Source organism: Nostoc sp. (assembly GCF_036917775.1).
In the GTDB taxonomy this organism is placed as follows: Bacteria; Cyanobacteriota; Cyanobacteriia; order Cyanobacteriales; family Nostocaceae; genus Nostoc.
Window position 1 is genome coordinate 42,950 of sequence record NZ_JBALEQ010000082.1, and the last position, 21,307, is coordinate 64,256.

Sequence of the window (21,307 nt, forward strand, 5' to 3'; positions counted from 1 at the left end):
AATTTTAAATTACGAATTACGAATTAGCTGACGGGGAGTAATGTTTCTGTGAATATCGAACAATTGGTCGTTGATCTTACTAAACAGGGTGTGAAGTTGTGGGTTGAAGGTGAGCAATTGCGTGCTAATGCTCCAAAGGGAGTATTGACGCTAGAAACTCGTGACTTATTAGCTAAAAATAAAGCGGAACTTATCTTATTGCTGCACGAGAAAAATGCGGCTCATGATACAGATTTCCCCTTAATTAAAGACGATCGCCCTGAAAACTTACCTCTGTCATTTGCCCAAGAACGACTCTGGTTATTAGACCAGTTAGAACCAGATAATCCCTTCTACAACGAACAAGCAGCTATAAAACTTCACGGTCAATTAAACATCGTGGCACTAAGGCAAAGTCTCAACAAAATTATTGCTCGCCACGAAATTTTACGTACTAATTTCCGCACTATCAACGAACAGCCAGTACAGGTCATTGCTGATAGCTTAACCTTAAGTGTGCCAGTAGTAGACCTCACAAAATTATCCGAAACTGAAAGAAAAATCGCTTGTCAACAGTTAGTCACCGCAGAAGCTACTCAACCCTTTGACCTTGCTCATTCTCCTTTAATCCGAGTTGCTGTGGTTAAGCTCAAAGAGGTAGAACACGTTTTACTACTAACAATACACCACATTGTCTACGATGGGTGGTCAATGGGTGTATTGATGCGCGAGTTAGCAAGCATTTACTCAGCTCTGTGCAATAATTTATCCCCAGAGCTACCAGAGCTACCAATTCAGTATGCCGACTTTGCGATTTGGCAACGAAAATATTTGCAAGCAGAAGTACTCCAAACGCAGCTTGATTATTGGAAACAAGAACTTAAAGACGCTCCCACTTTACTAGAATTACCTACAGACAGACCTAGACCAGCAATTCAAAGTTTCCGGGGCGCAGTCCATCATATAGAATTTTCACTTGAACTGAGTCAGGCGATCGCTAATTTCAGCAGACAACAGGGAACTACCCTGTTCATGACGCTATTCGCAGCTTATGCAACTTTGCTTTATCGCTACACAGGCTTCGATGATATTGTAGTTGGTACGCCCATTGCTGGACGCGATCGCTTGGAACTTGAAGGCTTAATTGGCTTTTTTATCAACACTTTAGTACTACGTACCAATTTATCAGGCAACCCCAGCTTTCAGGAATTGCTGGGTCGAGTGCGGCAAGTGACACTGCAAGCTTACGACCGTGCAGACTTGCCCTTTGAAGAGTTAGTCAAAGCATTGCAACCACAGCGCGACCTCAGCCATACGCCACTGTGTCAGGTAATATTTGCCTTGGAAAATGAACCCATGTCTGAAATAGAGCTTAGTGGGTTAACTGTCAGTCCATTCGAGACAGAAAGAACAAATTCCAAGTTTGACTTGAGTTTATCGATGCAGAATACTTCCACTGGGCTAATAGGTGTGTGGCAATACAACACAGATTTGTTTGATCCCAGCAGTATAGAGCGGATGAGTGGCTATTTCCAAACATTACTGGAAGGTATTGTTGCTAACCCAGAACAGAGGATTTCCCAATTGCCCTTGCTGACGGAAGTTGAGCAACAGCAGTTATTAGTGGAATGGAACAACGCTCAGGCAGGTGATATCCAAGACAAGTGTGTTCATTCCTTATTTGAGGAGCAGGTAGCACGTACCCCAGATGCAGTAGCAGTAGAGTTTGTAGACACGCACAGCGAAAGCCAACAACTAACTTACTCCCAATTAAACTGTCGCGTTAACCAGTTAGCACACTACCTTCAGTCTTTGGGTGTGGAGAAAGAGGTACTGGTAGGAATTTGTCTTGAGCGTTCCTTAGATATGCTCGTGGGATTGTTAGCAATTTTCAAAGCAGGTGGAGCTTATGTTCCTTTAGATCCGGCATTGCCACCTGAGCGTATAGCTTTGATGTTAGAAGATGCTCAAATTTCGGTGTTACTAACTCAGGCAGAATTGGTAGCAAAACTTCCCAAGCATCAAGCGCAAGTAGTATGTTTAGATACTGACTGGGCAGTAATTTCTCATCAACCACAAACAAATCCTATCACTAAAGCTACATCTGAAAATCTGGCTTATGTCATCTACACTTCTGGGTCTACAGGAAAACCCAAAGGGGTGCAAATCTGCCATAAATCTGTGACCAACTTCTTAGATTCTATGCGCCTGTGTGTTGGACTTTCAGACAAAGAGATTTTCTTAGCCATCACAACAATCTCTTTTGACATGGCAGTACTGGAATTGTACTTCCCTTTAATTGCAGGTGGGCAAGTGGTATTAGCTACTCGTGAAATAGCCTTAGACGGCAAGCAGTTACAAAAGCTGGTTTCTAAGGCGACAATCATGCACGCCACACCAGCTACATGGAATCTGCTTTTAGCGGCGGGTTGGCAGGGTAATCGGAAATTGAAAATCCTGTGTGGTGGTGAAGCTCTACCCCGAAAACTAGCTTTGGAGTTAGCAAATAAAGGTGCTGATGCTTGGAACCTGTATGGCCCTACCGAAACCACCGTTTGTTTAACTGCCTACAAGCTAGAAGCAAATAAATTAATCAACCAAACCAAAGAAACTATCCCAATTGGTCGTCTTTTTGCTCATAACGCGCAAATTTACATTCTTGATTCCCATCTCCAACCTGTACCAGTGGGTGTGCCTGGTGAATTGCACATTGGGGGTGTTGGCGTTGCCAAAGGCTACCTCAACCGTACTGAGTTGACACAAGAGAAATTTATCCCAAACCCCTTCGGAAAAGGCAGGGGAGCAGGGAGCAGGGAGCAGGGGGAGAACTCAGCACGGGCTAAACGCCCCGCTACCGCTAACAGCACTCAGCACGGGCTGAACCTTAGCTATCCGCTAACAGCACTTTTATACAAAACTGGAGATTTAGCAAGATACTTGCCAGATGGCAATATTAAATACTTGGGGCGAATTGATAATCAAGTAAAAGTACGGGGATTAAGGATTGAGTTAGGCGAGATTGAAGCAGTACTGAGTCAACATAGTCATGTAGAGTCCTGTTGTGTTATTGTCCGCGAAGATAACAGGGGTGACAAACGCTTAGTTGCCTATGTAGTAGCACAACAAGACGGTACACAGAAAATTAGCGAACTGCGGCAATTCCTGAAAGCAAAACTGCCAGAGTACATGGTTCCCAATGCTTTTGTCATGCTGGAATCTTTGCCAATAAGTCCTAGCGGCAAAGTAGACCGTCGAGCATTGCCCGCACCCGATTTACTCAGCACTAATGCAGATAAATATATTGCCCCACGTAACCCAATTGAAGAAATGCTGGCATCCCTTTGGGCGCAGGTGCTGAAAGTAGAACAAGTAGGGATATATGATAATTTCTTTGAACTTGGGGGACATTCGTTACTCGCAACGCAACTAGTTTCACGCATCCGCAACATTTTCAAAGTAGAATTACCATTGCGTGAGTTGTTTGCTACAGCCACAGTAGCCCAATTAGCGCGATCGCTTGAGCAATTGCAGCAACAAAAAGCAGAACTGTCTGCACCACCAATCTTACCAAGACCCGAAAATTCCGATTTAACACTGTCTTATGCTCAAAAGCGTTTGTGGTTTTTAGACCAGTTACAGCCGAACAATGCTTTATACAACATACCCCTAGCTTTGCGTCTAGTAAGAACTCTCGATCGAGTTGCCCTAGAACAAAGTCTGCATAAAATCATTGCACGCCACGAAGCCTTACGCACCAACTTCATCACAATTGCTGGAAAATCTTCTCCAATTATTCATCCAGAAATGAATTGGAGGATGTCGGTAATTGACTGGCAGCATTTACACACAACCGAACAAGAAATCGCCACACAGCAATTAGCGCAACAAGAAGCTATTCAACCTTTTGACCTAACAAGCGAACCATTAGTCAGGGTGACATTAGTAGTGCTGTCCGAGACGGAACACGTATTAAGTATATGTATGCACCACATTGTCTCTGATGGCTGGTCAACAGGTGTGTTTGTCTCGGAACTAGTTTCCCTGTACAATGCCTACTCTCAAGGTGAGACTCCATCGTTAGTGCCACTGCCGATTCAGTATGCAGATTTCGCTATTTGGCAGCAACAGTGGTTGCAAGGGGATGTACTGCAAACTCAACTAAATTACTGGCAGCAACAACTAAAAGATGCACCAACTTTGTTGCCGCTACGTACAGACCGACCCAGACCTGCTGTGCAGACATTCAACGGCGCACATCAAGAGTTTGTCCTTTCACCCCAGTTAACTCAAAAGTTGACAAAACTGAGCCAGGAGCAAGGTTGTACTCTCTTCATGACGCTGTTATCAGCTTATGATACTTTACTCTACCGTCACTCAGGACAATCAGATATTTTGGTTGGTTCTCCCATTGCGAACCGCGATCGCTTGGAGCTTGAAGGTTTAATTGGCTTTTTTGTCAATACCTTAGTCATGCGTACTAACTTGGCAGACAACCCCAGTTTTAATGAATTACTGAGTCGTGTCCGTGAAATGGCAATGGATGCCTACGCTCATCAGGACTTGCCTTTTGAAATGCTAGTTGAAGCATTGCAACCAGAACGCAATCTCAGCCATACACCTCTGTTCCAGGTAATGTTTGTGCTTCAAAATGCGCCCATGTCTGGAGTAGAACTGACTGGGTTAACTGTTACTCAATTGAGAACAGAAAGCGTAACTGCCAAATTTGATTTAACTTTATCTATGACTAACACCCCCACTGGATTGGTGGGCTGGTGGGAATATAGCACCGATTTATTTGATGCCAGCACAATTGAGCGGATGGCTGGGCATTTTGTCACGTTGCTAGAGGGTATTGTTGCTAACCCAGAAGAAAAGATTTCCCAATTGCCTTTACTCACATCAGGGGAGCAACAGCAATTATTACTAGAATGGAATGATACTCAGGCAAATTATCTTCAGCATAAGTGCATCCATGAGTTGTTTGAAGAACAAGTAGAGCGTACACCTGATGCAGTGGCAGTTGTGTATGCAAATGAACAACTCACCTATAGACAGTTGAACTGTCGTGCTAACTCTTTGGCGCATTACCTGAAGTCCTTGGGAGTGGGAGCAGATGTGCTGGTTGGGTTGTGCGTAGAGCGATCGCTCTCTATGTTAGTGGGATTACTTGGTATTCTTAAAGCTGGTGGGGCATACCTGCCACTAGACCCAGACTATCCGACTGAACGTTTGGCATATATGCTCAACGATTCGCAGGTATCAGTACTGTTGACTCAAGAGAAATTACTCGCTAACCTGCCAGAACACGAGGCGCGTGTAGTCTGCTTAGATAAAGACTGGCAAGATATCTCGTCACAAAGTAAAGATAATCTTATTAATAGCTCTACAATTAACAATTTAGCTTATGTCATCTACACCTCCGGTTCTACAGGTCAACCGAAAGGTACATTAATTAACCATTCAAATGTAGTTCGTCTATTTGCAGCTACAGACTCTTGGTATCAGTTCAATGGTGATGATGTGTGGACAATGTTCCACTCAATAGCCTTTGACTTTTCCGTATGGGAAATCTGGGGCGCACTGCTGTACGGCGGACGACTGGTAGTAGTGCCATATTTAGTGACGCGTACACCCGAATCTTTCTACAATTTATTGTGTCAAGAAAAAGTTACAGTTCTTAACCAAACACCTTCCGCCTTCCGCCAATTAATTCAAGCAGAACAGGGAATACCATTTCCCCCTGCCTCTGACTTAAACTTACGCCTAGTAATTTTCGGTGGGGAAGCATTAGAAATAAAGAGCTTACAGCCTTGGTTTGAGCGACATGGAGACACCAAACCCCAATTAGTGAATATGTACGGAATTACAGAAACCACCGTACACGTCACCTACCGCCCCCTGAGCAAAGCTGATTTAAATCACAGCGCCAGTGTCATTGGTCGTCCCATCCCTGACTTACAGGTGTACGTGTTGGATGAATATTTACAACCGATGCCCATTGGTGTGCCAGGTGAAATGTACGTTGGTGGCGCTGGTGTGGCACGTGGTTATCTCAATCGCAGCGAACTGACAGCACAAAGATTTATCTCTCATCCTTTTAGTGATAACCCCCAAGCCAGACTCTACAAAACAGGGGACTTGGCGCGTTATTTACCCAATGGCGAGCTAGAGTATTTAGGACGCATCGACAATCAAGTAAAAATTCGTGGTTTCCGTATTGAGTTAGGAGAAATTGAAGCACTACTGGCACAACACCCACAGGTGTGGGAAAGTGTCGTGGTGGTACGGGAGGATGAACCAGGCGACAAACGTTTAGTTGCTTACGTGGTGTCGAAGACCGAAGTAACTCTGACAACTGCACAACTACGTCACTACCTTGTCAGTCAACTGCCCAGCTACATGGTCCCAAGTGCTTTTGTACAGTTAGAAGCTTTACCATTAACAGCAAATGGTAAGGTAGACCGTCGCGCTTTGCCAGCACCCGATAGCAGCAGACCAGAATTAGAAGATGTTTTTGTCGCGCCTAGTACTCCCGAAGAAAAAATATTAGCTGCTATTTGGGCGAATGTTCTTGGTGTTGAGCAAGTAGGTATTAATGATAACTACTTTGCTTTGGGTGGCGATTCTATTCGTAGTATTCAAGTCCTGGCTCAAGCTAAAGAACAAGGTTTGATTTTTTCTGTACAACAGTTATTTCAACATCAAACAATTCACGAGCTAGTCCAAGAACTGAGAACACAGGATAATGACACTGGAACATCAAAATTAACTCAACCATTCAGCCTGATTTCTGAGGTAGACAAACAGCAAGTACCTTCAGGTATAGAAGATGCCTATCCTCTGGCAATGCTGCAAATGGGAATGATTTACCACAGCGAGTACAACCAAGATAGTGCAGTCTATCACGACATTTTCAGTTTACATCTCAAAACCCCGCTTGATGTTCAACTTTTACAGGTTGCTGTTCAAGATTTAGTCAATCATCATGCTGTACTGCGGACTTCATTTGAGCTAACTAAGTTCAGCATTCCGTTGCAACTGGTTCATCAGCAAGTCGAAGTTCCTTTGCAGGTGGAAGATTGGTGTCATTTAAATGATACCGAGTATGAAGTTGCCTTGGCTGCTTGGTTTGAAACCCAAAAGAAACTACATTTTGATTGGACTCGTCCTCCCTTAGTGCGTTTCTTTGTCCATCGTCGCACCCACGAGACATTTAATCTCAGTTTGAGCTTTCACCATGCCATTTTCGATGGGTGGAGTCTGGCTTCAATGATGAGTGAGTTGTTTAAGCGTTACTTATCGCTTTTAGGCAAAGGAATCGATTATGTATCGCTACCATTAAGCATTACTTACAGAGACTTTATAGCTTTAGAGCAACAAGCACTTACCTCATCACAGACTCAACAATACTGGAGTGAAAAATTACAAGACAGCACTTTCACCAAGTTGTATCGCTGGCCTTCTAAGTCAAAAAACACTGATGCTCAAGAAATAGGTCTAGAAGAGGTAACTTTATCGCCTGAGATTTTTGCAGGCTTAAAACAACTGGCTCAGTCCGCAGAAGTTCCGCTTAAGAGTGTACTGTTGGCTGCCCATTTACGAGTGTTAAATTTCCTCAGTGGTGAAGAGGATGTAGTAACGGGTGTGGTAGCTAACGGACGACCTGAGCAAAATGATGGTGAGCGAGTCTTGGGGTTATTCCTCAATACATTGCCATTCCGCCTGCAATTAGCTGGAGGTACTTGGATAGACCTAGTGCAGAAAGTATTTGCCGCAGAACGAGAAATTTTGCCACACCGTCGTTATCCTTTGGCAGAAATTCAGCAGCGTTTGGGTGGTGAGCCTTTATTTGAGACAGCGTTTAATTTCACCCATTTCCATATCTACGAACAAGTGCTGGAACTCGATAATTTGCAGTTGCTAGGTGGAAAGTTCTTTGAAAAAACAAACTTTCCTCTGGTTGCTCAATTCAGCGTCAGTCCCAACTCATCCCACATAGGACTGAGTTTGAACTACGATCCGGGTGAATTATGCTCCGAACAAATCAACCGAATCAGTGATTATTATCTGAGAGTTCTGGCGGAAATGGCGAACGAGCCACAAGCGCGTTATGAGTTAAACTCTCTGATTTCTTTAGAGGAGCGCCATCAACTTTTGGTGGAAGGGAACCAGGCAGCATTAGAGTATCCCAAAGGTAAATTTATTCCCCAGTTATTTGAGGAACAAGTAGCGCGGACACCGAATGCAACGGCGGTGATATTTGAGGATCGACAGCTGACATATAGCGAGTTAAATGCCAAAGCCAATCAACTCGCTCATTATCTGCAAACCCTTGGGGTAAAATCAGGAGTACTGGTTGGGTTGTGTGTAGAACGCTCGCTAGATATGGTTGTCGGAATGTTGGGTATTCTCAAGGCGGGTGGAGCTTACGTACCGCTAGATCCTGAGTATCCCCAAGAGCGTTTAAGCTTCATGTTAGAAGATACTCAACTTCAGGTATTGTTGACTCAACAGCGATCGCTTGATAGACTACCTCAGACTGAGGTGCAAGTTGTTTGTTTAGATACTGACTGGGTTTGTTTTGGTGATTTGTCTGTCGCTAATCCAATTACTGAGATACAAGCGAGTTATTTGGCTTATGTGATTTACACTTCTGGTTCTACAGGCAAACCCAAAGGAGTCATGATTTCACACGAAGCGATCGCCAACCACTGCTGTATTATTCAACAAGCTTACAAACTTGAAAAGAGCGATCGTGTACTCCAGTTTGCTTCGATCAACTTCGATGCCTCATTAGAACAAATATTTCCTACCCTAATAGTTGGCGCTACCTTAGTACTCAGAGGTGCAGATGTATGGACTCTGACAAACTTCCAAAAAATAATTTCAGATTTGGGACTCACTGTTGTTAATCTCCCAACAGCCTATTGGCAACAACTAGCTCAAGAGTGGGCCAAAACCCAAATATTAGATGCAAACACCCAATTAAGGCTTGTGATTGTTGGGGGAGACGTAATGTTGCCCTCAGATGTTGCCCTTTGGCAACAAAGCCCTATGTCTTGCGTTCGTCTGCTCAATGCCTATGGCCCTACAGAAGCAACTATCACAGCAACCTTATTTGAAATTCCTGCACATTGTAACACAGACACAAATCTGCAAAAAATTCCTATTGGTTTTCCTCTGCCTAACAAGAGGGCATACATTTTAGATAAGCACTTACAACCTGTTCCCGTTGGTGTGCCAGGAGAATTGCACATTGGCGGTGTGGGATTAGCATTAGGCTACCTCAACCGTCCCCAGTTAACACAAGAGAAGTTTATCCCCAACCCCTTCGGTGGAAGCAGGGGAGCAGGGGAGCAGTCTTTCCCCTCTGCCTCTTCCGAGCGCCTCTACAAAACAGGGGACTTAGCACGCTATCTACCCGATGGCTCAATAGAATATCTGGGACGAATTGATAATCAAGTAAAAATACGTGGTTTCCGCATTGAGTTGGGCGAAATTGAATCAGTACTGAGTCAACTAAGTGATTTGCAAGCAGCTGTAGTTACCGTCCGCGAAGATAACCCTGGTGATAAACGCTTAGTTGCCTACGTAGTGCCGCATCCGGACTCTCCCCCTACAATCAACCAACTGCGTCAGTTTCTAAAAGCAAAACTGCCAGAGTACATGATGCCCCAAGCATTTGTAATATTGGAGTCTCTACCGCTCACTCCTAGCGGCAAAGTAGATCGTCGTGCTTTGCCTGCACCAGATTTACAAAGCGAAATCACAAAAAAATATGCTGCCCCACGCACTCCAGTTGAAGAACTGTTGACGCAAATTTGGGCGCAAGTACTGAAAGTAGAGCTTGTAGGCATTCACGATAACTTCTTTGAAATTGGCGGACACTCGCTACTTGCAACTCAACTAGTTTCGCGTATCCGCAACATTTTCATAGTAGAACTACCATTGCGTGAGTTATTTACTGCTACCACAGTAGCCGAATTAGCCCAAGTAATTGGTCAGTTACAGCAAGAAAACCTAGAAGTGTCTGCACCACCGATATTAAAAAGAGCAGAGAATGCAGACTTACCACTGTCTTATGCACAACAGCGTTTATGGTTCTTAGACCAATTAGAGCCAAACAGTTCCTTTTACAACATACCCATCGGGTTGCGTTTGTTAGGGACTGTGCAAGTTGCCGCCTTAGAACAAAGCTTAAGTGAAATTATTCAACGCCACGAAGCTTTACGCACTAATTTCATTACAGTTGATGGAAGACCAACTCAAGTCATTCAAACACAAACAAATTGGACATTATCAGTTGTTGACTTAAAGCATTTATCAACTAGCGAACAAGAAATCGCTACACAGCGATTAGCACAGCAACAAGCGATTCAACCGTTTGACTTGGCAAAGGGAGCATTAGTCAGAGCCACATTAGTAGTCTTGTCCCAGACAGAACACATCTTATTAGTGTGTATGCACCACATTGTCTCTGATGGCTGGTCAGCAGGTGTATTTATCTCTGAATTAGGAACACTTTACAACACTTATTCCATAGGTCAGTCGTCACCTTTAGCACAACTGCCAATTCAGTACGCAGATTTCGCAATTTGGCAAAGAAAGTGGTTGCAAGGAGATGTACTACAAAGCCAACTCTCTTACTGGGAACAACAACTCAAAGATGCACCAGCTTTATTATCCCTACCCACAGACCGACCCAGACCTGCTCGGCAAACTTACAATGGGACACATCAAGAGTTTGTACTTTCTGGTGAACTAACTAGTAAGCTGGCAAAACTTAGCCAAGAGCAAGGTTGTACTCTGTTTATGACGTTGTTGGCGGCATTTGATACCCTACTTTACCGCTACACGGGTACAGAAGACATATTGGTAGGGACTCCAATTGCTAGCCGCGATCGCTCCGAGATAGAAGGGTTAATTGGCTTCTTTGTCAATACCCTAGTCATGCGGACTGACTTAGCAGGCAATCCCACCTTTAACGAATTGCTGAGTCGCGTTCGTGACATGGCAATGCAGGCATACTCTCATCAGCATTTACCTTTTGAAATGCTGGTAGAAGCATTGCAGCCAGAACGGGATCTGAGTTATTCACCACTGTTTCAAGTCATGTTCGTCCTCCAGAATGCCCCCACATCTGGATTAGAACTGAGTGGGCTAAGTGTCAGTCCATTCTCAATGAAAGGTAAAACCTCCAGGTTTGATTTAACCTTGATTGTGCAGAATACTGACACTGGGTTAGTAGGGTTGTGGGAGTACAATACAGACTTGTTTGATGTCTCTACCATAGAGCGAATGACAAGTCATTTTGTCAGATTACTTGAAGGTATTACTGCTAATCCAGAACAAAGAATTTCTCAACTGCCCTTGTTAACACAAGTTGAGCAACAGCAATTGTTAGTGGAGTGGAATGATACTTTTGTAGATTATCCCCTACATAAATCCATCCATCAGTTATTTGAGGAACAGGTGGAACTGACACCCGATGCAGTAGCGGTAGAGTTTCAAAATCAACAACTGACTTACAACCAATTAAACTACCGCGCTAATCAGTTGGCACACTACTTACAGTCTGTGGGTGTAAAACCAGATACTTTGGTTGGACTGTGTGTCGAGCGTTCTTTAGAAATGGTCATCGGACTGTTGGGAATTCTCAAAGCGGGTGCTGCTTATGTACCAATTGACAGTGAGTATCCGAGCGATCGCTTGAGTTTTATTTTAGAAGATACTCAAGTTAAAGTTTTACTGACTCAACAGCGACTGATTGACAGGCTGCCCCTAAATCAAGCAAAACTTGTTTGCTTAGATACTGACGCTGAATTAATTTCTCAGTGCAGCCAGGACAACATAATTTCTGGCGTACAACCAAATAACTTAGTTTATATAATTTACACTTCCGGTTCCACAGGCAAACCAAAGGGTATAGCCATAAGTCAGCTTGCCCTTTGCAATCATATTTTGTGGCATCGGGATAACCTGAAAATTTCTCGTGACGCAAAAACCCTGCAATTTGCTTCGGTTAGCTTTGATGTTTCGTTCCAGGAAATCTTTACTACCTGGTGTTCTGGCGGTACATTGTTCCTCATCACAGAAGAATTACGCCGTGATGCTTTAGCATTGTTAGGTTTTCTGCAAGAGAAACAAATTCAGAGAATGTTTCTCCCTGTTGTCGGCTTACAGCAACTTGCGGAATTCGCTATCAGTAATGAATTAGTCAATACTCATTTGCGAGAAATCATTACTTCTGGGGATCAGTTGCGAATTACCCCAGCGATTTATGAGTGGTTGGGTAAACTAACTGATTGTACATTGCACAATCAGTATGGGCCATCTGAAAGCCATTTAGCCACCAGTTATACCTTGCCTGATTCAGTCCAAACTTGGCCGCTACTACCTTCCATTGGACGACCGATTTCTAATACGCAAACTTATATCCTAGATAAATATTTACAGCCTGTACCAATTGGTGTCACAGGAGAAGTGTACATTGCAGGTGTGCTTTTAGCCCAAGGCTACTTGAACCGTCCTGAATTAACACAAGAGAAATTCATCTCTAACCCCTTTAGCAGTAACCCTAATTCTCGCCTCTATAAAACTGGGGACTTAGCACGTTATTTACCTGACGGGAAGCTTGAATCATTAGGACGTATTGACAATCAAGTTAAAATTCGGGGTTTCCGCATTGAGTTGGGCGAAGTTGAAGCTGTACTAGGTCAATATGACGATATCAAATCATGTTGTGTCATTGTGCGTGAAGATACTCCTGGTAATAAACGCTTAGTTGCCTATGTACTTCCGCATCAGCACTGCAAACCTAAAATCTATGAATTACGCAACTTCTTAAAAGCAAAGCTACCTGATTACATGGTGCCAAATGCTTTTGTGATATTGGAGGAAATGCCACTTACTCCTAACGGCAAAGTAGACCGCCGCGCATTAAAAGCACCTTCTAACATCAATAACTTAGACACATTTGTTCAACCCCGAAATACCATAGAACTGCAACTGACCCATATTTGGTCAAAAATCCTCAAGCTTGAGAATCTGGGAGTAAAAGATAACTTTTTTGACTTGGGTGGTCATTCCCTTTTAGTTCCCTACTTGATAGCTCAGATTAAGCAGCAGTTTAGTAAAGATATCCCCTTAGTCACCGTATACCAACATCCAACGATTGAAGAGTTGGCAGAGGTGCTGCAAAAAGATGCTGGTGTCTTTAGCTGGTCTCCTCTGGTAGCACTTCAGCCACAAGGTTCAAACCCACCTTTGTTTTGTCTACCCGGTTCTGGTAGTCATGCTTTTTACTTGTATAACTTATCCCGTTGTCTCGGTTGTGACCAACCATTTTATAGTTTCCAAGCAAATCATTTAGGTAGAGAAATAGCACCTGTTGAGGACATGGCTAGTGAATATATTCAAGCATTACAGGCTGTGCAGCCACAAGGGCCATATTTTTTGGCAGGACATTCCTCTGGCGGTAGAGTTGCGTATGAAATGGCACAGCAGTTGCTGCGTCAGGGTCAGGCGATCGCTTTAGTTGCTATTCTTGATACCACAGCGCCAAATGCTCAGGAACCGCAGATGGAATGGGACGATGCTACATGGCTGATTAAGATTGCTGACACCATGAAAACTATGTATGCAAAAGACGTGGATATGTATACTGATGAATTTCCACTATCAGACCTCGATGAGCAACTTAAATATGTTTTAGAATACTTGAAAATGCTTGAAATTTTGCCTCTTGATGCAGATACTACATCTTTAAAGCAGTTAATGCACGCTTTCAAAGTTGATGTCAAAGCCTTCTTTGAGTATGTACCACAACAAGTGCATCCGGTTCCACTGGCTCTGTTACGAGCTAGCGTGTCTAATATAAAAGAGCCTGTCAATGAATCTGAGCCAGGGATTTTTCATGATGTCGCTTGGGGATGGAACACCTTGTCTAGCGAACCAGTGAATGTTCAGTTTGTCCCTGGCAACCATATTACGATGATGATTCCACCTCACGTTCAAGTTTTAGCCGATCGCTTGAGAGATTGTATCGAACAAGCGAAGAAAAATATTTAAGTGCAAGAGTTTTTAAACTTGTACTCAAATTTGAAAAAATGAAAGAGCGATCGCATGATATTACTATTACCTAATAAGGGTAACCAAAAGAAAATTCCCAAAGAGAGTTTATCGAATAAACAGTGCAAATAAACTCAAATACTTTTGAAATTTATTTAAACGTAAGGAACCGTATTATGACTGCTGCATCTAACCAAATTAAATCGACTGGATGGGAAAAAAACCAAGAGTATCCCTTAACAGCAGAATCTTTAAGAAAGCTGATTGAACACCGCATTCCTCTGATTCGGCTTAAAGACTTTGCCACACCCGAAGAATGTGAAAAGTTATATGCTCAATCTCAATCCCTCGTCTTTAACGCTTATGAAGATGTCATTCCTAAAATTGAAAAAGTTGGCATCACAGTATTTGAATACAACAGCGTTAGTAAAGCAAATTATTTTCAAGAAGTAGAAAGAGCATCTAAATTAAGAGACTCTATTTTTGCAGCTTCCTTCAATCCATTAGAGCGGATCATGGAGAAATTCCGCGAGTGTGGCGCGAAGGTGCGAATTGCTTCGGAACCAGAATACGGTAGCTATTATGCAGGATTGATCAGAAAAATTGAAAATGGTACGCAAGTACATATTGATTTTGCTGCATTGGAGCAATCTGGATGGGAAGTTTGCACAATTACCACTCAACTTTCCTGGACTTTGTACTTGAAATTGTCTGATAACAATCACGGTAAAACCTGTATTTACGATCGCCGTTGGACACCAGAAGATGAGCAATATAAGCTAGATTCCTATGGATACAGTGATACAGTCATTGCCGATCAAGAGGCGATCGCTTTTCAACCTTATGTGGGCGATGTCTTGCTTTTCAATACCAGCAACTTTCACTATGTCGAGCCAATGAATGGACAACGTGTAGGTTTCACTTCCATGATTGGCTTACTTCCTAACGGTGAAATTATTTTTTGGTCTTAAACCAAAACTCTGTAGAGACGTTGCATACAACGTCTCTACATCAACAGTAATTTTGAAAAAAGAGGTAATGATTCATGCCTTTAGCAGCTGTAATGACTGCACCTAATAAGCCAGTGACAGTGCAACAATTACCAGACCCGGTTTTAGAAAAAGGTGGAATTGTTATTGAAACCTTATATTCTGAAGTTTGTGGAACTGATGTACATCTACTCCGCGGACATTTAGAAGGAGTTCCCTACCCAATTATCCCCGGTCACTTTTCAGTCGGTCGTGTGGTGGAAACAGGGGGACAGGTTAGAGATGTCAATGGTAAATTAATTCAGCCTGGAGCGATCGCCACTTTTTTAGATGTCCACGAAACCTGTTACAACTGCTGGTATTGTCTAGTAGCCAAAGCATCCACTCGCTGTCCCCAACGCAAGGTGTATGGTGTCACCTACTCAGCCAACGAGGGATTATTGGGTGGTTGGTCGCAACTGATTTACCTTAAACCAGGGGTAAAGGTTCTTACTCTACCCGAGGAAGTCTCACCAAAGCAATTTATTGCTGGCGGATGTGCTTTACCAACTGCACTCCACGCTATAGATAGAGCGCAGATTCAAATTGGTGATGTTGTCGTGGTACAAGGTTGCGGCCCTGTGGGTTTGAGTGCAGCAATTCTGGCTTTGCTTTCAGGTGCGGGTAAAGTAATTGTGATTGATAAATTTGAGAGCCGATTAGCAGTTGCTAAATCCTTCGGTGTCGATGAAGCTCTTGTCATTACAGCTGATGAGCCACGACAACATATTGAGCGAGTTTTGGAATTGACAAACGGACATGGTGCTGATGTGACTATTGAAGCCACAGGCGTTCCCATTGCTGTCAAAGAAGGCTTGAATATAACGAGAAATGGCGGTCGCTATGTAATTGTTGGACATTACACCAACACTGGAGATATTCTCATCAATCCCCACTTAGAAATTAATTTAAAACATATAGATATCCGGGGAACTTGGGGAATTGATTTTAGCCATTTTTATAGGATGATTGAATTATTAAAACGCCATAGTAATTCTAGAAAAAATATTGCTTGGGAAAGCATAATTAGCTGTTCATACAAGTTAGAAGAAATTAATCAAGCCCTAGCAGATGTAGAGCAAGGCTCTGTATTAAAAGCTGTAATTCAGCCTAATTGATCTTAAAGCTAAAAATATATTAAATAACTTAGGAAGAAGATATGCTGGAAGATTTAAAAATTGCCTTTATCGGCGGTGGAACGATGGGTGAGATGATAATTAGTAGATTGTTATCAACAAAAATTGTTGAAAAACCGGAACTAATTATTGTTAGCGATCCGCTTTCTACACGATGCCTTCATTTAGAAAGGGAATATGGTGTACGTACTACAACCTCTAACATAGAAGCTGTGCAAGACACATCTATTGTGGTATTGGCGGTAAAGCCACAGGTGTTATCTTCTGTTATGGCTGTGCTTAAGGGTAAAATTTCACCTGATGCTTTAATAATTAGTATTATCGGTGGAGTAGGTATTACCTCTCTATGCCAAGGGTTGGAGCATCCTGCTGTTGTTCGTACCATGCCCAATATTGCGGTACAAGTTGGTCATGGAACTACGGTATGGAGTGCATCATCAAGTGTGACCGAAAAACAGCGATCGCAGACACAAGTCATATTACAAGCATTAGGTAAAGAATTTCCTACCCAAAATGAGCATTACCTTGATATGGCAACGGCGTTAAGTAGCGCGGGAACTGGATTTATCTTTCTGTACATCGAAGCAATGATTGATGCTGGGGTACAAATGGGTTTAACTCGCATACAAGCCGAAGAACTAACATTGCATACGATTGGTGGCAGTGTCGAACTGATGTTGCAGACTCACGAACATCCAGCAGTCTTACGCAACAAGGTAACGAGTCCTGGGGGAGTTACTGCTGCTGGTCTTTACGAGCTAGAAAAAGGTGGTATGCGAACTGTGATTTCTAATGCGGTACTTACTGCTTTAAGCCGCACTCAACAACTAGGCAATATGTTTTAAAAATTAGTTGTGAATGGAATTTATTAGTAGTAATTATTACTAATTATTCAACCTTAAAAAGTACTACGCTTGATAAAAGATTTTAGTTTAATTACAGCAAATGTCAACCCAAATTTTTCCAACTCAACCTTCAAAAAATGCTTTTTCAGAGTTTATTCAATTCTGGGAAGATGTCAAAGCGATCGCCGGGCCTTACTGGTATCCAACAAAGCCAGGACAAAGAGCATTCTCTGATGTAATTCGTACATGGTTAATGCTTGTTTTCCTAATATTTTTAATAGTCTTATTTGTGAGTATAACTGCTTTTAATACTTTTATTTATCGCTATCTAATCGATTTTATTATTCAAGATAAAGATTATTCTAAATTCACTCATACTATATCAATATATGCTGTTGGTCTTGTTTTAATAACACTTTTACTAGGATTTACTAAGTTTATAAGAAAACAAATTTCTCTTGATTGGTACAAATGGCTTGAAAATCATATTTTAGATAAATATTTAAAAAATCGAGCTTATTATAAAGTTAACTTTCAAACAGAGATTGATAACCCAGATCAACGTTTAGCTCAAGAAATTGAACCAATTACTAGTAGCGCTCTCAGTTTTTCTACTACTTTCCTAGAAAAACTACTAGAGATGATAATTTACTTAGTAATTGTCTGGTCGCTTTCTCACGAGATAGCTATTGGTTTAATAATCTATACAGTTATAGGTAATTTAATTGCTGGTTACTTAAATCAAGAATTAATTAAAATTAATCAAGTAGAAATTGAATCTAAAGCTGATTATAGTTATTCTCTCACTCATGTTCGCAATCACGCTGAGTCGATAGCTTTTTATCAAGGCGAAAAACAAGAACTTAACATTATTCAGCGACGATTTCTGATACTTATAAAAAATATTCAGCAAAAGATTAATTGGGAGAGAAATCAGGATATTTTTAATAGAGGATATCGGGCTGCTATCGAGCTTGGATTACTCTTAGTACTTGCACCTCTATATATTCAAGGTGATATTGATTTCGGGCAACTTGGACAAGCTACTGTAGCGAGCTATCAATTTGCTGGGGGTTTAGAAGTATTAATAGCTGAATTTGGGACTTCTGGGCGGTTTTCTAGTTACGTTAAGCGTTTATCTGAATTTTCAGATACGTTAGAAGCAGTGACTATAGAGCCAGAGAATCTAAGCACCATTAAAACAATAGAAGAAAATCATCTGGCTTTTGAGAATGTTACTTTACAAACTCCCGATTATGAGCAGGTAATTGTTGAAAACTTGTCACTATCTGTTCAGCCAGGAGAAGGTTTATTAATTGTCGGGCCTAGTGGTCGAGGTAAAAGTTCACTGCTAAGAGCGATCGCGGGTTTGTGGAATGCGGGAACTGGTCGCCTAGTGCGACCTCCTCTAGAAGAAGTTTTATTCTTACCCCAACGCCCTTATATCATTTTGGGAACTTTGCGCGAACAGTTACTCTACCCCAAAACTAATCGTCAGATGACTGACGCACAACTGGGAGAAGTTTTGCAACAAGTAAACCTGCAAAACTTGCTCAGTCGAGTTGAAGGCTTGGATACTGAAGTTTCCTGGGAAAATATATTATCGCTAGGAGAACAGCAGCGCCTAGCTTTTGCACGCCTGTTAATAACTCATCCAAGATTCACCATATTAGATGAAGCAACAAGTGCATTGGATTTAAAAAATGAAGGAAGTTTATATCAACAGTTAAAAGAAACAAAAACAACATTTATTAGTGTTGGGCATAGAGAAAGCTTATTTGACTATCATCAATGGGTTTTGGAACTCTCACATGACTCTAGCTGGCAACTTCTAACTGTCCAAGATTACCGAAATCGAAACAATATTGTCCCTAATTCTCCAGAAAATACTCAAAGAAATGCTAATAATGACCCTCAAAATAAATTAGCTATTTTGGCTCAAAAAGCGACAACTGAAGGACTTTCTCATAAAGAAATGAGCGCATTAACATACTATGCCATTAAGACTATTAGAAGTAAAGCTAGCAAAGGTGAATCTATTACTACTAGAAATGGTTTTACCTATCGATATGACAAAGACCCCAACGTATTGAAATGGGTGAGTGTTTAATGTTTACTACTCATAAATCTTCAAGATAAATAAATTTTGCCAAACAGTTAAATAAATTATTTTTTTCTTTAAAAGATAATTACAAATTGAAGATTACTCTTTTCAATCTTATTTGGACTGCTATTAACGCCAAACTTTATGACACCTTAATTCAAAATTTATCTGACAAAATAACTTATCAGTAAAGAAGCCTTATCAAATCTCTATCATTTATGATTCCTACAAAAATTTAATTTACTAGATATTAAGGAGAAATTACCATGCTGAAGACAATGCAGTGGGAAACCTTAAATGACTGCGAAATGAACTCTGATAACTTTCAAGCATTGCTGAAAAATGAGATTCCATCAATCCGGATCTCTAACTTTGCGTCAGTTTCAGAATGTAACAAACTATCTCTAGCAATTGAAAAAGTTGGGTTTGATTTCTATAGGAATGTAGAACCACCAATAGGTAGGATTGGAATTACACAATTTGAATATAGAAATAGAGATAAATCGGGGTATTTTGATGCAGTTAGAAAAACTAGTGAGACTTATAAGCAAGTAACTTCTTTAGCTTTTGATCCACTTAAACGTTTAGCAACAATTTTGTGTCAGAATGTTTCAAGCAAAGTACAGATTGCTTACGAAAATGAAGTCTATGGAGATTATTTTGCAGGATTAATACGTCAGATTAATATTGCTTTGTTACACATAGACTTTGCAGGGTTAGATGCCCCAGATTGGAAAATAGGAAACATTACCTCACAGCTAGTCTGGAATGTATATATTAAAGCACCAAGGCAAGGCGGTATTTGCAAAGTATACAACCGCCAGTGGCAACCTGAAGATGAAAAATATAAAATTTCTGGTTCGTATGGCTACGACTCTTCCTTAGTAGTTAACTCAGAAGTAAAGCATAATATTCCACTCATAGGAGATTTGCTTATCTTCAATAGCCGTAATTTTCATGAAGTCTTACCAGGTATTGGCGAACGTATTACAATTAGCTCTTTTATTGGACAAATGCCAAGTGGAGATTTAGTTTTTTGGTCTTAACTAAACGTGAGTTCGACGGAACTAAAAAATAGCAGGAGGCAGTGCAGGTAAGTCTTTTGGGTAAATATCGATCGATGGTTTTTTGGGCAAATAGGTATAGGCAACTAAACCAGCTACCAAGTTAACCAAAAAGTTGAATGGGCTACGATGTCGTGAGTGTTCTATTTGACATATATTTTTGAGATGGTCATTTACTGACTCAATTACCGCTCGCTTACGTAACAAGATTTTATGAACCTATCCCACAACTCTCTTGAATCTGATTAGTGAGACTCGTTACCAAAAGAAGCGCTCCCAAGAAAGCTAGAAAAAGTAAACAGCATCCAACCAAAACAAATATGCTTTTGGGTTCGCCAATCGTATCTATCTTCTATCGTCGGGATTGTGTTAGCTTCAACAATTTCTAATCCCCAATAGCCCAATGCACTGATGCCAAACAACATAGTGCTGACAATAGACAATTTAACGATGACTTTGAAAATGTAATCGCTTAATGTGGGTAGTACCTGAAAGGATTGTCTGTGACGATGATGGATAGTGAGTTTACTTGGAGCTACAACCAAAACACGTTTTGGTTTTTGTTGAGTGAGTTGGCAGACAATTTGTTTGTTATCAGTCATGGGTCAAACCAAAGCCTGTTGGTTGTAACTAGATTAGTTTCAGTAATTATATTGTAAACTTTCGTCAGGATGATGTGGTTAAATTTACATAAAATTTCCATATTCAGAAAAAAATATTCTAATGGTTAAGCGATGTCATACGAAAAACCCAGAGGACAAACAAGCGATTAAGCTGAAAGTCAGTTAGAAATATCCCCCAGCCTAGGATGTTGACTTTGTAGGGAAATTGCTAAAAAACTTCATGCAATTATTGTGTTGTCAATTGAGTCCGAAAATACAGTTTTTCTTTTTGAGAGCGTGGACTGACCAAAAACTTGAGATGACCAAGCCTTAAGGTCAAGATAGCGAACATTTTCTAATGCCTCCTTAACCATCAGACTAGTAAAATTCATAGTACATAAAGAAATATTTAGAATCATCTGACCTATCTGTTTGAAAGGACATCTAGAAGAAAAATGTTTGTATTTACCAAAAATAGA

7 protein-coding genes and 2 pseudogenes are annotated in these 21,307 nt (G+C 41.3%); 6 read left to right on the forward strand and 3 right to left on the reverse strand.

Going from position 1 to position 21,307, the window contains the following annotated elements:
* Positions 1-48: 48 nt before the first annotated feature.
* The 6 genes from V7K69_RS15245 (at position 49) to V7K69_RS15270 (ending at position 20,208) form a co-directional block, all read left to right on the forward strand.
* On the forward strand, positions 49-14,049 hold the full coding sequence (locus V7K69_RS15245; RefSeq protein WP_335035726.1) for an amino acid adenylation domain-containing protein: 14,001 nt from the start codon (positions 49-51) through the stop codon (positions 14,047-14,049).
* A 176-nt stretch (positions 14,050-14,225) separates the two neighbouring features.
* Positions 14,226-15,020, forward strand: coding sequence for a 2OG-Fe(II)-dependent halogenase WelO5 family protein (locus tag V7K69_RS15250; RefSeq protein ID WP_335035728.1), 795 nt, complete (start codon positions 14,226-14,228; stop codon positions 15,018-15,020).
* A 74-nt stretch (positions 15,021-15,094) separates the two neighbouring features.
* A complete protein-coding gene (locus V7K69_RS15255; protein ID WP_335035730.1) occupies positions 15,095-16,195 on the forward strand; it encodes a zinc-binding dehydrogenase in 1,101 nt (366 codons plus the stop codon).
* A 41-nt stretch (positions 16,196-16,236) separates the two neighbouring features.
* Positions 16,237-17,058: a pyrroline-5-carboxylate reductase gene (gene proC / locus V7K69_RS15260; protein ID WP_335035732.1), complete on the forward strand. Its 822-nt coding sequence runs from the start codon at positions 16,237-16,239 to the stop codon at positions 17,056-17,058.
* A 100-nt stretch (positions 17,059-17,158) separates the two neighbouring features.
* The gene (locus V7K69_RS15265) at positions 17,159-19,168 is read left to right on the forward strand and encodes an ABC transporter ATP-binding protein/permease (protein WP_335035734.1); all 2,010 of its coding nucleotides are present in this window, start codon (positions 17,159-17,161) and stop codon (positions 19,166-19,168) included.
* A 260-nt stretch (positions 19,169-19,428) separates the two neighbouring features.
* A complete protein-coding gene (locus V7K69_RS15270) occupies positions 19,429-20,208 on the forward strand; it encodes a 2OG-Fe(II)-dependent halogenase WelO5 family protein (protein WP_335035736.1) in 780 nt (259 codons plus the stop codon).
* A 21-nt stretch (positions 20,209-20,229) separates the two neighbouring features.
* On the opposite strand, the pseudogene V7K69_RS15275 reads toward V7K69_RS15270, so the two are convergent.
* From V7K69_RS15275 to V7K69_RS15285, 3 genes and pseudogenes are all read right to left on the reverse strand, one after another.
* Positions 20,230-20,439: pseudogene (locus V7K69_RS15275) on the reverse strand (transposase); the annotation flags it as partial.
* A 32-nt stretch (positions 20,440-20,471) separates the two neighbouring features.
* Complete coding sequence (locus V7K69_RS15280; protein WP_335035737.1) at positions 20,472-20,828, reverse strand: hypothetical protein; 357 nt, start codon at positions 20,826-20,828, stop codon at positions 20,472-20,474.
* A 239-nt stretch (positions 20,829-21,067) separates the two neighbouring features.
* Positions 21,068-21,307 (reverse strand): annotated as a pseudogene (locus V7K69_RS15285) (hypothetical protein); the annotation flags it as partial.

What these genes read in the sequence shown, in the direction of transcription:
- V7K69_RS15270 (WP_335035736.1), top strand. Translation starts at nt 19,429, where the DNA reads ATGCTGAAGACAATGCAGTGGGAAACCTTAAATGACTGCGAAATGAAC.
- V7K69_RS15250 (WP_335035728.1), top strand. Translation starts at nt 14,226, where the DNA reads ATGACTGCTGCATCTAACCAAATTAAATCGACTGGATGGGAAAAAAAC.
- V7K69_RS15265 (WP_335035734.1), top strand. Translation starts at nt 17,159, where the DNA reads ATGTCAACCCAAATTTTTCCAACTCAACCTTCAAAAAATGCTTTTTCA.
- V7K69_RS15280 (WP_335035737.1), bottom strand. Translation starts at nt 20,828, where the DNA reads ATGACTGATAACAAACAAATTGTCTGCCAACTCACTCAACAAAAACCA.
- V7K69_RS15255 (WP_335035730.1), top strand. Translation starts at nt 15,095, where the DNA reads ATGCCTTTAGCAGCTGTAATGACTGCACCTAATAAGCCAGTGACAGTG.
- proC (WP_335035732.1), top strand. Translation starts at nt 16,237, where the DNA reads ATGCTGGAAGATTTAAAAATTGCCTTTATCGGCGGTGGAACGATGGGT.